The following is a 14,779-nucleotide window of genomic DNA, read 5'->3' on the forward strand; positions in this document are numbered from 1 at the left end:
CTTCATTAGCAAGCACTACCGAAAAGCGCTTATAATTCACATCAATTCCATGATTTCTTTCATAAGCAATTAAATCGTCGGTCATGTATTTTTCAAGCGCTTCGCCGAGTTGATCGACAAAAGTAATGTTTTGAGAGGCCTTCTGCTTTAGATCTTGAGATTCATGAATTTTTGTTTCAAAATTTAAAATAATTCGTTTTGGCTGATGCAGATCATAATCGATTTCTTTTACTATCTCGCTATATTTTCCATTAGTATATACAGATATTATTTTACGCCAAAATAATAATCCATCCTTATTTTCGGGGAGAATAGAAACTTCCCAACGTCCAGGATAGGTGTTCCAAAGTTCATGAGCCACTAATTGGCCTATACCCTGCCTCTGAAATCGTGCAAGAATAAAAAATTCGCCGATATTCCAATTAACATCGGAAGAAGTAGCAACTTGATTCAAAAGCACAAAACCTGCCAACTCATCTAATATTTTGATTAAAAATGCTTTTCTGTTCGCTTCTTCAAAATAATTTTTACAATCAAACGCGTCATAAAGTCCATCGGAAAGCACAGCCCAATCAGCGGAATCACGCCCACAATTTCGTGATAAATCATAAAAATAAAATTGGGTCATATTTCTAATTATTGGATAATCATTTAAACTAGCTGGAATTAATTGCGGTTTTATTGCCGCAGGATTGTCATGCATAATCTCTCAAAACTCTGAATTACAAAATTTATTGTACCAAGCATAAATGACTTATTTAGCCACCACCTTAATCCAGCAATGAAAGCAAGGCAATACCGCAGCAAAAAGCAGAAGGCGGAATTGATACGCGTGCTTTATTAGGCACTCATGCCACCATCAACTGTCAGATTCGCGCCCGTAATATAAGATGCCTCTGGCCCGGCAACGAATGCTACCATCGCAGCGATATCATCAACACTGCCATAACGGTTGAGAGCCGTGACAGCCTTTTGTGGCACTGCCCAATCACCCGTGGCTGGATTTAATTCTGTTTCAATTGGACCGGGCTGCACGTTATTGACCGTAATTCCGCGTGGTCCGATTTCCCTAGCTAATGCCTGAGTGAACATCTTAACGGCTCCCTTCGTCCCAGCGTAGGGCACCAAACCTGATATTGCGGCACGCTCACCGACAGCAGAACCGATCATAATAATGCGACCTCCCTCATTCATGTGCTTTAAGGCCGCGTGGGTTGTGGCAAAAACACCTCGAACGTTGACATCGATCACACGATCTATCTCTTCTAACGTGGACTCTTCAAATGGTTTCGAAATAGCCGTTCCGGCATTGTTCACAAGTATATCCAATCGTCCGAAGGTAGCAACGATTTTTTCGACTGCTCCTTGAATCGCTTTCGCATTAGCCGCATCAGCATTGATGGCAATAGCTTTTCCGCCGCTATGCTCAATTTGCTCGACCACGGCTGAAGCCGCGCTCGCGTCCATTAAATATGTGATGGCTATTCGGGCTCCATTGGAAGCTAAACGCTTTGCTATAGCTGCGCCAATACCCCGCGATCCACCGGTAACGAGTGCCACTTTTCCCGCCAACTGATCATTCTTCAACATGACTGTTTCTCCATTTGATTCATTGCATTGTTTATCCGAAATGACATGTTTTTAATGCACTGAAAATTGCATAATATGTTCTCAGTAAATCTCACTGAGCCTTCATTTCCAATAAATTTTGAGAATGAAGTAAAATTTAAACCGATTTCATGCATTGTTATGGCGTTATATGGTTTAATCATTTATTTCTGTGACACAATAATATACTGAGCCGATTCAATGTCCTATTTTAACCGATAAGGGGGCATCCGAAAAGGAACTGCCATTAAGTTAAGAAATAACCGATTGATTTTTATGATTAAAAACATGTTTACTATTTCTTAATGATATTTGGAAGCAATTCCCATCCCAGTCTTATTAATTACTATTGAGAGCTTACTGTCTTCTCTGCTTTTTCATTTCAATGAGATCTAATTTCAGCAATTCCATGAATTTCTACTGGAGCTCTATCAGGGAATTCAGCATTAATTTTAATGATCCCCCTATAGCTGAAATATATTTATTCAAAGTTGAAATTAACATATCAGAACGCTTTTCCAAACGAGAAATTCCATCTTGCTTCATATGCAAAATTTCACCAAGGTCTTCTTAAGTTTTCTCAAGTGCTAGATGCATCTCGTAAAATCATTTCCTCAGCGATTAATTGATCGGCTCGGTTTTGAATAACCATTATTTTCGATGAGACTATGTTTAGATGATAATACAGTTGTCGAGATGATTATTACAAATCTCTTGGTGTATTTCTGTGCGCATCTTACCAATAAGTTCTTTTAATTCAGTGGTATTAAAATGCCGATGCTTTTGTCTGGCCCAATGCATGAAATTAAATGCTACCTTCAAGGCAGGAACATTTCCTTTTTCTTCTTTGATTTTTTTAATAGCCTCTGTCACTCGAGGGCCAGTGGCTTTATTTTCGCGCACACCATATATTGACAATTCTGTTGGATAGCTTTTGCGGAAAAAAGATAAGGAAGGCTTGCTTCGATCATTAGATTCAACATGTGTTAAAGATGGACTCCCTTCACTTATGTCTTCATGAAGCTTATGTTGTAAGGTAATTCTGGTTGCGTAGTGGCATGAGGCAGCAATAGCAGCATCTAATGCTTTTTGTGGGATATCATGGATTGTAATGTTATTGTTAGCAAAAATTTCCCTAACCGCAGGATCATTTAAAACATCTTGCATTTCAGCCAGACTATGATAGCCGCATTTACAGGTAAAAGAAAAAAATGCTTGAATGATGTGATTAGTGTCATTTTCCAAATTAGGATCATTTTTATATTTTTCAATATAATTTGTCAAAACAGCCACCAGCACAAAGGTTGTTCCTGATACAGAATTCACATAAGGTACTTGGGTATTTGTTTTTGAATATCCTCTTACTACTGAAGGATCAATTTCGAAAACATCTGCGACCTTATTGCACATTGCAGTGGTCAATAGCTCATCGACTGGCATGGGCGAAATCGATTTCACTATTCCTGGATTTTGACTTATGAGTCCCTCAGATAATTTTCGCTTGGGGCCACGATCTTTAGAATTAGAAATACTGGTTTTCATGGAACGTAACTCACCCATTAATGTATTTATTTCATGAGTTTTTTCACCAAAATCCCTAACAAGCTTAATCACATCCTCAGCTTCATCAAGTGATTTTACTTGGGTTGATGGTGTAAATTGTCTGTTTTTTTCAATCATGAGAGAGGCGAGCTTTTCTATGCTGGAAAAGTAATTTGCATTTTGGATATTCCAAAGTTCTTGAGAAAGACGAGTATCAAAGTATCTTCTACTCCAATTCTTATGGGGATTATCATGTTCGAAGGCGGTAGCTATTTTTTCACAAATTAGCGCAAATAGTTCCTCATTCTTTTCAAGTAAAGTTGGATTAATAAGTGATTCTATTAAATCAAATGTGCGCTTATAATCATTTTGGGCAAAAGCTTGCTTTACTAAATTCAATTCTTGTGAATGCCCTAGCTCATGTTCAATGATGCGAATAGTAATTAAAACAGAATCAGCAGAATCAACCGTGCTAGCTTTTAATGCTTCAATATATTTTTCTATGCTCATCTAAACATTCCCTAATGATCAATTAGGGGAATATTATATAGCCTAGATATTAAGAGCCCCTTAACGCAGTGCATTTAATAATCGCTTTTTCTAGCTGGTTATGGTGCAGTACAAGCATTGCCAGGCCCTCTTTTTACTTTTGCAGTATTTTTAGGGGCGGTATCAACGAATATCCCCCATAGATGGCTTGGAGCAGTCATTGCATTAGTTGCTATCTTTTTGCCATCTTTTTTATTAATAATCGGCACATTACCCTTATGGAAAAATCTACGACAACATCCATCGATGCAAAGAGCAATCCCTGGGATCAATGCTTCGGTTGTAGGACTATTATTAACTGCGTTTTATCAATCGGTTTGGTCAAGCGCTATTTTCTCATTATATGATTATTTATTAGCGATTACGGCTTTCCTTTTGCTGCAGTTTTGGCGAGCTCCAGCTTGGGTGTCTTACTTTTTGTGCAGTTATATCGCAAATTTGATATCAAACTCAATTCAAACTCATTCCAACTTTAATAGGATCCATTATTTCTTTCATAGAACTATTTTCTTCCAATTTAAGTCGAATTTCTCTAAAACTTAGGTGATTCGCATGATTAAATGCATCAATAACCCACTTAATGTTCTCAGGGTACTGATTTTCATGCGATTTACGAATTCTTTCTTGAATTGAAATAATCGACTCAGATATATTATCTTCATTTGTACAATCAATGGCATTTACTATATTGCGTATATCTTGAATGAGGCTTGGGACAGCATTATCTGTCCCCTTCATTAAATCATCATCATTTAATACAACACCCACCGCAAAAATATTCTCTTCTCTTTCATTCGTAGGTATCCTTATCACCCTATTTTTCACCTTAAACTTACTTGGCAATGCACTTTCTGTTACTAAACTCTTTTCTTGAGGGGGGATATTCGCATCAGGGGGCAAGGAATTTTTCAGTTCAGAGGGGCTATTCGTAACGGAAGGAGCACTCAATTTTGCTATATTATCTTTAATCTTTTGTAATCTACTTTCTAAATCATTAACAACAGAGGAATCAAGATTTTTTTGTGCCTTATTCTGTTCATTGCTTCTCTCTTTTAGAGTCTTTAATGTTTCTAAACATCGTTCTAGAATAGCTAAATACTCTTCTGATTGAGATGAGATGATCTGGGTGTTGTTTTCCAGAACAGCAACTTGCTTAGTTATGTCAGCTAAAAGTTGTTTCATATTTATTTTCTCAGCTACTTCCTCCTTCTGATTTGGTAATTTAATAGTACTAAGTGATGCCAGCGTAACCGATGCCTGTTCGATTCTATCTTTTAGATCAGTATCAATTACACCTTTAATTTGTTTACTCTGCTCTGAAAGATAATTAAATTGTGAGAACTCTCGAAACTTAGCAAGAGCCTCAGCTTCAGCGATACATGCCCTTGCTTCCTCAAGTGCCACTTCATTCTTAATCATCAATTTAATTATATTTATGCTCTCTTTAGCTATACCAGCTTCCGTAAAGTTAAAATCAGTCCACTCGCTCTCTTCAGGGAATGCTCCATGAAATGGAGCATTAGATTCTTGTAAATGTAAAATGTATTCTTCTAATATAGGGATAATTTTTTGCTTGAGAAACACTTTGTATGCTTGAACCTGAGTACTCGGAGCCTCAAGAGCAAATAGCTCTTGTTTTTTTATTTGGATGTATATATTGAAAATGTGATTTAATTCCGTTTTTTTTCTCTTTACTAGTTCACTTAACTCTTGCTCTAAAGTCTTCTTTAACTCACCTAGCTGAACAATTGACAGTTCCAGTTTTTCAAGAGGAGTCGGACCAACTTCTGGTTGCTCCTCTAGATTTTTTACTTTTTCTAATTGTTCGTTTAACAGGGCCAGCATTGGCAAAGCTGATGCTTTTTGTAATTCTGTCAGGGTGCTATTCACTTCAAGAGCATAATCCATTGGTATAACAGACTCTCCACCGACTTGAAAACTTCTCATATGCTCCAAAAAATTTCTCGCATCATCCTGAGCTTCAGGTTTGTATAAATAGTGTCTAAATGAATCATTTTGCACTGCAGATAATTTTAGAGTATCGCGACGATTTTTAATTAAATCAATATATGAATTTCTACTAATTCCATTTTCCTCGGGTATATAGAGCGCAACAAATCTTTCAATATATTCATCAGGCAAAAGACAAATTTTTAACATCGCTTGATTTATTTCCCCTCTAAATAGTTCATTTTTCGATATAGTTGTGTGATTAAGAATTTTTGAGGTAGAAAAAGAGGTGCTTGTGCTTTTATCATCTAACCAATTATTTGCAGCAAAATCGCCCTTCCTTGGTAAAGTTGCAATTACTTCTGGTGTTAGGGCAAAATGAAGTCTTCCCTCTAAAACTGATGCAAGACATTGATCGCCATCTATCTTAATTACTCTATTGTCTTTGTCTAAGCCTATATTTCCATTTTTTAAGTCAACTTCTTGTAAAAAAACTGCTACTAGAATCGCCTGTCCTAAACCGGTATAAGTTCCATCTTCAAACCGCTTGCCTTCCCCATAAGGCAAAGATTTATAGGACTCTACCTTTTCTGAGCAGACAAAGTAGTCTTTTTCGTCTTTAGCAATACGTGTTTGTGGTTGGTGAGGAATAAACAATCGAAACAATTCTTGTGCCAAAACCTCATGCCTAGCTATTATAGGATCATCAGCTATCTTAACTATCCAGTTACTGGAATGTCCAGGAAATGCCCCTTCTGTAAACATATGAGTAGCTGCATGGGCTTTTTGGGGGTTAGGACCTATAAATTGATTATAATCAAATATTGGTAGAGTCATAAGAATGTATCTCCAAATATATTATTTAAGTATAGGAGAAGCCAGAGATATGTTGCCAAACCGATTACTGATAGTATAACGTCGTTATTTCATCCAATACTTAAGGACGCCTTGATAATTTGAATTATTTTTTTACTCACAGGATTTTTATGTTTTTCAGGTCTATAGACTAAACAAATTTCATCGTGAAATACCGGAGCATCTTTTAATTTTTTAAGATGAGCATATTGAGATGCAACTCTTGAAGGTAAAAAACCGTATCCAAGGCCTAATGACGTTAATTTAGCAACAACCTCAAGGTTTGCCGAGTTAAGTACACCATTAAAAATTATTTTCTTACCTAATTTTTTAAGTATGTATTGTGATTGGGCGAGGTTTTGATCATAAATCAGCTTATCTTGAGCATTCTGAGCATAAAAGACGGTGACTTCATCTTCACGTAACTTGTTAATAACAAGATCAGGATGTTTTATAGGGTTAACAACGATCCCAAAATCAGCCTCCCAACTAATAATTTTTTCAGTCATCTCTCTAGAAAGACCATGAATAAAATTAAAATTAAGCTTTGGAAAGTTAACCTGAAGTTGTGGCATAAAGTATTCAAGCGTATGAAGAGCAACTGATGGATGAATCGCAATAGTGTAGTTTGCCTGAATAAGACCTGATTCAGAATTAGCTAGGTTTTGAGCCTGCTCCCATTCATATAACAAGCGATAAGAACGTCGCTTAAACTCCTCTCCAAGCTTCGTTAGCTGGATACCCGTTTTAAGACGAATGAGAAGCTGCCCACCCAGTTTATTCTCTAATCTTTTCACAGCATAACTGAGCGCAGGTTGAGATATTCCTATAATTTCCGAAGCCCTTGTTATGTTAAGGGTTTCACTAACAATTATAAAATATTTTATGTCATCTAATAGTAAAGCCATAAATAAATTTTATCACAGCAAATAAAATAAGTCATTTTATTTATCTCATGAAAATAAGTAATCTAAATTCAGGAGAGAAAATATGAAAAATAAAACATTAAATTTAAATACAATTCAGAATCATTCGATTAACAATTTTGAACTTAGAAAATCATTAGATAGCGACTCTATGATGGAAACGGCTAAAAAAATATTAGCCGAGTTTATGATTTTCCGTCGTGTTCCAAAGTCTATTGATACATGTAGCGATATAAATTGCCAAAAGTGTTCTTTACCACATTTACCCAAAATAATCTCAGCAGTAAGAAAAAATGAACCAGTGACTTTTGTATTGCCAGCTTTCCCTGGAAAGTCTCCAAACCTCGAAAAAGTACTTAGTCATTTTCCTGATCATGCTGAAAAAATTGCGCTTAATTTTCTTGGAAATCTTTGTCAAAAAATTAAAAAATTTTATCAACCTGGAATTAAAATCATTCTGTGCTCCGATGGAAGAGTATTTAGTGATGTGGTAGGAATGAAAGAAAGTAATGTGACCGATTACCAAGTTGAATTAGATAAACTAATACAGGAAATGTCCCTACCAGATCTATCAACATTTAATCTTGATGACTTTTATAGGGGACTTAACTTTATCCAAATGCGTGACGAACTCATGAAAAGTTATGGACAATCATTAGATTTTCTTCAATATAAGATTCGTAATGGTGCAAAATCTACAGCAAGTCCAGATGAACAAGAATCAAATCGTATGTACTGTGGCATCACTCGCTTTTTATTTGAAGACTCCAAATTTCCAGGCCAAACTAAAAGTCGTACGGCTATCCAAAAAGAATCCCGTTCCAAAGCATACGAGGTCATAAGAAGAAGTAATGCCTGGAGCCAATTAATTGCAGAGCATTTTCCTGGGGCTGTTCGACTGTCTATTCACCCGCAAACTTGTGGTGCAAAAAAATTAGGGATCCGTTTAATTGGAAATGAAAGCTGGATGACTCCATGGCATGGGGTTGTCATTGAAAGCAGGAAAGGTTATATCTTGCTAAAACGTTCAGAAGCTGAAGCCTTAGGTGCCCAATTAATTTATGCAACTGATGGACGTCCAAGCCATTATAAACTAATTGCAGATTAATGCTTATCGATAGAAAGGATATAGTATGAATTATAAAGTTACTGATCTTAAACCATTTGGTGTGCTCTTAGAGCCTCTGAGCGAAAAAAAGAATGTGGAAGACCTCCATATAGAAAATTTACGTCATTTATTTTGGAAGAATCAACTCGTTGTATTGAGAGGCTTTGAGACATTTCAAAATGCGGAAGATTTTTCTAACTATTGCGAACTATGGGGAGAAGTTAGTGTCTGGCCATTTGGAAAGGTACTTGAGTTAATTGAGCAAGATATCCCAGAAGATCACATTTTCGATCATAGTTACATGCCATTACATTGGGATGGCATGTATCGCCCCCAAGTTCCTGAATATCAGATTTTTCATTGTGTCAAAGCACCTTTGCCCGGCCAAGGAGGAAAAACGACTTTTTCAAACACCATTTTGGTTTTAAAACATACGTCCTCTGAAACAAGGGAACTTTGGAATAAAGTAACTGGCACCTATCAAAGAAAAATGAAATTTTATAATAGCAAAACAACATCGCCAATTATTACTAAGCACCCTCAAAAAGGGTTTCCTGTCATTCGCTATAATGAGCCACCCGCTCAAGATAAAGGCCATTTCGTAAACCCACCAGAACTTGAATTTACGGGCATTAGTGATGAAGAATTAGATGTCTTTCATAGCAGTTTAGAAAAAGCGCTTTATTCTCCTGGTAATTTCTATGCTCATGAATGGCAAACTGGAGATATAGTCATTGCAGATAATTTTTCACTCTTACATGGTCGAGAAGAATTTACCTCTAAGTCTCCTCGTCATATTCAACGAGTTCATGTTTTGAGTAACCCTCCTTTTGATAACCCAGGTTTGGAATCTTACGAATGAGTATTCAAGTAGCAGATATTGTAATAGTTGGGGCAGGCCCAGTAGGACTCATGTGTGCTTACTTAGGGCAACTTTGTGGTATGCAAACTGTTATTGTCGATAAATCTGATGGACCTTTAGAAGTTGGGAGAGCTGATGCTCTTAATGCCCGTACATTACAACTTCTTGAACTAGTTGATTTATTTGATGAGCTTTATCCTTTGGGAAAGACATGCAACACCAGTGCCGTATGGGCGCATGGGAAATTCATTTCACGTCAATCTTCTTGGTGGGACGAACTCCAAGGTTGTCTCCATAAGCATTTCCTTATGCTTGGTCAGTCCTATGTTGAAAAGCTGTTGGATAGGAAGCTTAAAGAGATTGGCGCATCTGTAAAACGCTCCGCTGCAGCTGAGAACATTGAGCTTAATAAAGAAGGATGTCTCACAACACTTTCAAATAAAGAAAGTATTCAATCACGCTATGTCATTGGTGCGGATGGATCTCGTTCTTTCGTTAGAAATCACTTTAAAATACCTTTTGAGATCATAAGACCACAAATTATATGGGCTGTAATTGACGGCATTATAGATACAGATTTTCTAAAAGTTCCTGAAATCATCGTTTTTCAAGCAGAAACATCAGACGTAGCATGGATTCCAAGAGAGGGAGAAATTGATAGGTTTTACGTAAGAATGGATACTAAGAATTTTACCCTAGAAGAGGCAATTGACAAAATTAATTATGCAATACAGCCTCATACCCTCCGTTTTAAAGAAATCGTGTGGTTTTCACAATTTTCAGTCAAAGAATCTTTAGCCGAGAAATTTTGCGTGCAAGACCGTATTTTTCTTGCTGGCGATGCATGTCATATTCATTCAGTAAACGGAGGACAAGGTCTGAATACAGGTCTTGCAGACGCATTCAATCTTATATGGAAGTTTAATATGGTGCTCAATTTTGGTGCCTCTCCAAAACTTTTGCAAAGTTATGAAAACGAGCGTAAACCGGTTGCTCAAAGTGTGATCGAAACCTCAGGAGAACTTGTTCGTTCTACTAAGTATTCACAGAACGGAACCCATGCCCAGGATTATGTAAAGATTGTACAAAAACGCGCGGGGAATATTACTGGGATGGGAATTTGTTATGGTCATCAAGAGCTCAATGGCTCTCGACTTTTTGACTTTGAAATTTTTAATGGGATCATTAAAACCCGACTTTATTCTCTTTTAGATTATACCAAATTTACCTTGTTAATTTTTAATGATTGTGCAGTTGAGCTAAACGTACCTGAATTTATAAAAGTTATTCAAATTTATTCCTATGAACAGCAGGCAAACTATTGGACCCATGACACTCAATATAGAGACCATGTAATTTTGGTCAGGCCGGACTCCTACATTGAATCGTCCACGCCGTTAGATAAAGTCGAATCTCTATTTGATTGGAGTTTTGACAAAACGCCAATCATGTTAATGAAAAATTTAAATAAGGAGGCAGTAGGTGAATAGACCCGTCGTCATTGTTAATCCATTATCATCAGGAATAGATTTAGCTCCTGCTTTTAAAGCTCGAGGAATACCTGTTATTGCAGTCACTTTTAAATCCTTAGAAGAAATTGGATTTGGATTAAAAGTTCAAACTTCAGATTTTATCGAAATTATTCCCGACCATCCAAACCTGGCTGAGGATCTTAGAAAGTATAATCCTATTGCGATTATTCCTGGGGACGAGTTAGGGATTTCTGTGGCAGAACGCCTGACTGAGATTTTAACGCCTCAATTCGCCAATGACTCCAAAAAATCGCTTAATCGATTACACAAGGCTCTCATGCAAAATGCTTTAAAAGAGGCTGATGTTCCTGTTCTTAAAACACTCAATACGTCATCGGAACATGAAGTGGATACTTGGATTAAGGAAAATGGATTAGTTGATGCTCCACTTGTAATTAAACCGCCAATGTCTGCCGGCAGTGATAAGGTCTTTCACATTCCAGCAAAAGGAGATTGGAAAATGGCCTTCAATCGAGTTATGACTGAGCCATCTCAAATTACTGGAGCGTTTAGCGAAACCGTTGTCGTGCAAGAACAAGCTATTGGTACAGAATTTGCCGTCGGAACTGTAAGCGCTCATGGAAAACACTATTTAGCGCATTTAATTAAATATAATAAAATCCCATTTAATAATCGCAATACTGTTTACGACTATGTTGAATTTGTGCCCTATAGTGAAAAAGTGCATGGAGAATTATTTGATTATACCCAAAAGGCGCTGGATGCTTTGGGAATTCGTTGGGGTGCGACGCACACTGAAATTATGCTTACGAAGCAAGGGCCACGCCTTATAGAAACAAGTGCTCGAATGTGTGGCGGTCCAGTTGTGAGGTTTGCACGAGCAGCAACCGGTAGTAGTCAAGCTGATAAATTAGTTGAAATCTATGTTGATGGTGATGTACTCACTAAAAAATATGTATTCAAAAAATCAGTGATACCTGTTTTTTTGAAAGCATTCGCGGAAGGAATAATATCAAATGTTGAAGCCCTTGCTGAAATTTCTAAATTACCGACCTTTCTCAGTGAACATATTTGGTTTAAAAATGGGGATCTGGTACCTCAGACTGTAGATTATCTCTCAAGTATTGGAATTATTGGACTAGCTGGTGACCGCGAATCAATTTTATTAGATTACGAAAAAATTCGAAACATGGAGGCGAAATTAGTTATTTCATAAAGTATATACATTTTCAGTCAAATCTTTTTGACTGTTCCATTACTACATCAATTTAAATGAAAAAAAATCGTCAATATTGGTCAATATTTATCCTAAAAAAATTGGCTATGTTATACTAAAACAAATTATTAGCATAGCCTTCTATGGAAAACCCACCTACTTCGCAGATTTATGCTAGAGCATTTACAAAAATAGATAACATGGTTTATCTCATTGATAAAAATGGTTTTCTTATTGACTGTAATGCTAATTTATTACGTTTTTTAGGTTACAGTTATAGTGAAGATAACTCCATAGGCTCAATTTACGAAATGATGCGGAAACAAGGCTTATGGACTTCCGAACAAATTCACCATTTTCAGCAACAGGATATTGCCGCTATCATCTCGGGGAAAAATGAAGTGGAACAACAGGCAATTATCAACAACAATGGCATTATTCTTTATTTTGAAATTTCGCGAACTCCCTTAGCAGATAAATCAGGAAATGCACTAGGTCTTGCTGTTACTATCCGAGATATATCCAAGCAAAAACAATTAACAGAGCAAGTAAAAAATTTAAAATCACAAGCTAATTACAATCATAAAACAGTTACAAATCATTATTTCTCTGAAAAAACAGGACAAATCAATAAATTAAAAATCTTGCTTATCGAAGATAATCTTATTGCACAAAAAGTAGAAAAGGCAATTTTAATGAATTGCAAATGCTTAACGGATGTCGTTGCCACAGCCAGTCAAGCATGTGAGATTTTTAAACCAGCAAAATATGATTTGATTTTAATGGACTTAACTCTAGAGGAAGGAGACGGCTATAATTTGACAGCAACATTAAGAAAAAAAGAACAAGGAACACATTTTAGAGTTCCTATTATTGCATTAACAGGACATGACCCAATGGATGTTGGTTTTAATTGTGAAGACGCAGAAATGGATGGCATCCTCCGCAAACCGCTCACTCTCGAACAGGCAAATCAACTGATACAGCGTTATATTCGCCATATTGATATCAAGGTTAAAGGATTAATGGAATTCAAACAATAGCAATTAATACTAAGGTCTGTTAGCATTTTTACAACAGGCAACAAATACTCCAATTGAACAGTTTTATGTTGCGTGAACATTTCTTCCATTGTACCTCTTTAATTAAGGCAGATAAAACCCTTGTATTATTCATACCATCTGCTTATGCTAACTTAATTTTTTAATCAGCTTTTAAAATCATACCTAATCATGTAGGAAATATATGAATAGAAAGAACAAGAGTCCAATTGCTGTGGTGGCAGAGAATACGCCTGCACGTAAGAAACCCTCTGTGTATCCAGAGCCATTCGCTTCAATGATGACTGGGCGAGAAAAACATCCATTAGGCGATCTATTCGGAATAAAAAAATTTGGTATAAATTTAACTCGACTTGCCCCAGGTGCACAATCCGCGTTACTTCATCGACATTCATTACAAGAAGAATTTATTTTTATATTAGAAGGACAACCATTATTAGTGACTGATATTGATGAGCTTCAATTACAACCGGGAATGTGCGCCGGATTTACTCCTGACGGCGTAGCGCATAAATTAGTAAACCGGACGTCAGACGATGTTATTTATCTTGAAATTGGGGATCGAACTGAGGGGGATAAGGTAAATTATCCCCATGATGATTTAGTCGCAATTTTTGATACTAATGGGCAATGGCAATTTTCTCGTAAAAATGGTGAGTCCTATTAAAAAAAGTTTCATTAATTATTCTGATATATAACATCACTTCTCAATCAGTCTAAGTAATAACTTTTTCATAAAAATTGTCCCTTTTTGTTTTTCTTCTTCGGTAACATTAGTTATGAGGCAACGAATCTAAAATTTCCTAGGTTCGGTAACATTTCTTTTGAGGCAACTCGGTACAAACAAATCAAATTGATTTATTTTTAATCTAGTGGTATAATTTTAGCACCTTGTAAGTTGATATAACAGTAGCTTTTATGATTCCTGAAAAACTCTTAACTTATACAAAAACAATTTTTGAATATTCTCATAGTACCGTATACATCAAAGATAAAAATTGCCATTACCAGTATATGAATAATAACGGGCTCAAGCGATTGCAATTACAAGAAAAAGATATTCTCTGCATGTCAGCTAAAGCACTTCCCTTTAGGATGTATGCGGATTTTTATAATAGTCATGATTACTCCGCAATGAAAGGGATTGTTTATTTTCAATTGGATGATTGTATTACTAAAAATGGCGAAAAAATCTTTGCCTTATCTCACAAATTACCACTTAAGGATGAGGATGGAAAAACGCATGGCATCATTGGCTTTACAAAATTTATGAATTTCCATGAGCTGATTAGTAATATCAATTCAAAAAATACTTTTTTAGCACCTAATCTTAAAATCAATATTAATGTTGATGATTTGTTAAAAACAACGATTAATTTGTCTCGAAGAGAGATGGAGGTTCTGTATTATTTTTTACAAGGAAAAACCACCAAGTTTATTGCACCCTTGCTTCATATTACTGAAAGAACAGTTATTTTTCATCTTAATAATATAAAAAGCAAATGGGGCTGTTACAATAAAGAAGATATATACACTAAATCCATTGAAAAAGGCTTTAAGAATCTTACAATTATCTGGGATTTGCTAGCAATGCGTTCCTAACAATCCC

Annotated in this window: 13 protein-coding genes; 8 read left to right on the forward strand and 5 right to left on the reverse strand. The window is 36.2% G+C overall.

Features of this window, described 5'->3' with window-relative positions; translation table 11 throughout:
* The 3 genes from Lsan_RS15670 to Lsan_RS15685 all read right to left on the reverse strand — a co-directional run.
* Window positions 1–703, reverse strand: a 703-nt coding sequence (locus tag Lsan_RS15670) for a GNAT family N-acetyltransferase (protein WP_058515358.1), incomplete at its 3' end; no start/stop codon positions are given.
* Between the two features lie 137 nt (window positions 704–840).
* Complete coding sequence (locus Lsan_RS15675) at window positions 841–1,590, reverse strand: SDR family NAD(P)-dependent oxidoreductase (RefSeq protein ID WP_058515077.1); 750 nt, start codon at window positions 1,588–1,590, stop codon at window positions 841–843.
* 690 nt (window positions 1,591–2,280) lie between these two features.
* Window positions 2,281–3,660: a hypothetical protein gene (locus Lsan_RS15685; protein ID WP_058515078.1), complete on the reverse strand. Its 1,380-nt coding sequence runs from the start codon at window positions 3,658–3,660 to the stop codon at window positions 2,281–2,283.
* Between the two features lie 117 nt (window positions 3,661–3,777).
* Between Lsan_RS15685 and Lsan_RS21815 the strand changes: the two genes are divergently transcribed.
* The gene (locus Lsan_RS21815; RefSeq protein WP_237762161.1) at window positions 3,778–4,242 is read left to right on the forward strand and encodes a chromate transporter; all 465 of its coding nucleotides are present in this window, start codon (window positions 3,778–3,780) and stop codon (window positions 4,240–4,242) included.
* Here the strand turns inward: Lsan_RS21815 and Lsan_RS15690 are convergent.
* Both Lsan_RS15690 and Lsan_RS15695 read right to left on the reverse strand, forming a co-directional pair.
* Window positions 4,150–6,486: a SidE phosphodiesterase domain-containing protein gene (locus Lsan_RS15690; RefSeq protein ID WP_058515079.1), complete on the reverse strand. Its 2,337-nt coding sequence runs from the start codon at window positions 6,484–6,486 to the stop codon at window positions 4,150–4,152. The two genes, Lsan_RS21815 and Lsan_RS15690, sit on opposite strands and share 93 nt — an antisense overlap.
* An 89-nt stretch (window positions 6,487–6,575) precedes the next feature.
* Complete coding sequence (locus tag Lsan_RS15695) at window positions 6,576–7,412, reverse strand: LysR family transcriptional regulator (RefSeq protein ID WP_058515080.1); 837 nt, start codon at window positions 7,410–7,412, stop codon at window positions 6,576–6,578.
* Between the two features lie 82 nt (window positions 7,413–7,494).
* Between Lsan_RS15695 and Lsan_RS15700 the strand changes: the two genes are divergently transcribed.
* From Lsan_RS15700 to Lsan_RS15730, 7 genes are all read left to right on the forward strand, one after another.
* Window positions 7,495–8,538 (forward strand): L-tyrosine/L-tryptophan isonitrile synthase family protein, encoded by a 1,044-nt coding sequence (locus Lsan_RS15700; RefSeq protein ID WP_058515081.1) that lies wholly within the window; start codon window positions 7,495–7,497, stop codon window positions 8,536–8,538.
* Between the two features lie 25 nt (window positions 8,539–8,563).
* Entirely contained in the window at window positions 8,564–9,400 is an 837-nt protein-coding gene (locus Lsan_RS15705; RefSeq protein ID WP_058515082.1) for a TauD/TfdA dioxygenase family protein, read from the forward strand.
* Window positions 9,397–10,890, forward strand: coding sequence for an FAD-binding protein (locus Lsan_RS15710; protein ID WP_058515083.1), 1,494 nt, complete (start codon window positions 9,397–9,399; stop codon window positions 10,888–10,890). The genes Lsan_RS15705 and Lsan_RS15710 overlap by 4 nt, the downstream gene beginning before the upstream one ends.
* Window positions 10,883–12,109 (forward strand): ATP-grasp domain-containing protein, encoded by a 1,227-nt coding sequence (locus Lsan_RS15715; RefSeq protein WP_058515084.1) that lies wholly within the window; start codon window positions 10,883–10,885, stop codon window positions 12,107–12,109. Before Lsan_RS15710 ends, Lsan_RS15715 begins: the two co-directional genes overlap by 8 nt.
* Before the next feature lie 143 nt (window positions 12,110–12,252).
* A complete protein-coding gene (locus tag Lsan_RS15720; RefSeq protein ID WP_058515085.1) occupies window positions 12,253–13,152 on the forward strand; it encodes a response regulator in 900 nt (299 codons plus the stop codon).
* 202 nt (window positions 13,153–13,354) lie between these two features.
* Window positions 13,355–13,837, forward strand: coding sequence for a cupin domain-containing protein (locus tag Lsan_RS15725; RefSeq protein WP_058515086.1), 483 nt, complete (start codon window positions 13,355–13,357; stop codon window positions 13,835–13,837).
* A gap of 251 nt (window positions 13,838–14,088) precedes the next feature.
* A complete protein-coding gene (locus tag Lsan_RS15730) occupies window positions 14,089–14,772 on the forward strand; it encodes a LuxR C-terminal-related transcriptional regulator (protein ID WP_058515087.1) in 684 nt (227 codons plus the stop codon).
* Window positions 14,773–14,779: the final 7 nt, after the last annotated feature.

The sequence above is a fragment of the Legionella santicrucis genome (genome assembly GCF_001468135.1).
GTDB classification, from domain to species: domain Bacteria; phylum Pseudomonadota; class Gammaproteobacteria; order Legionellales; family Legionellaceae; genus Legionella; species Legionella santicrucis.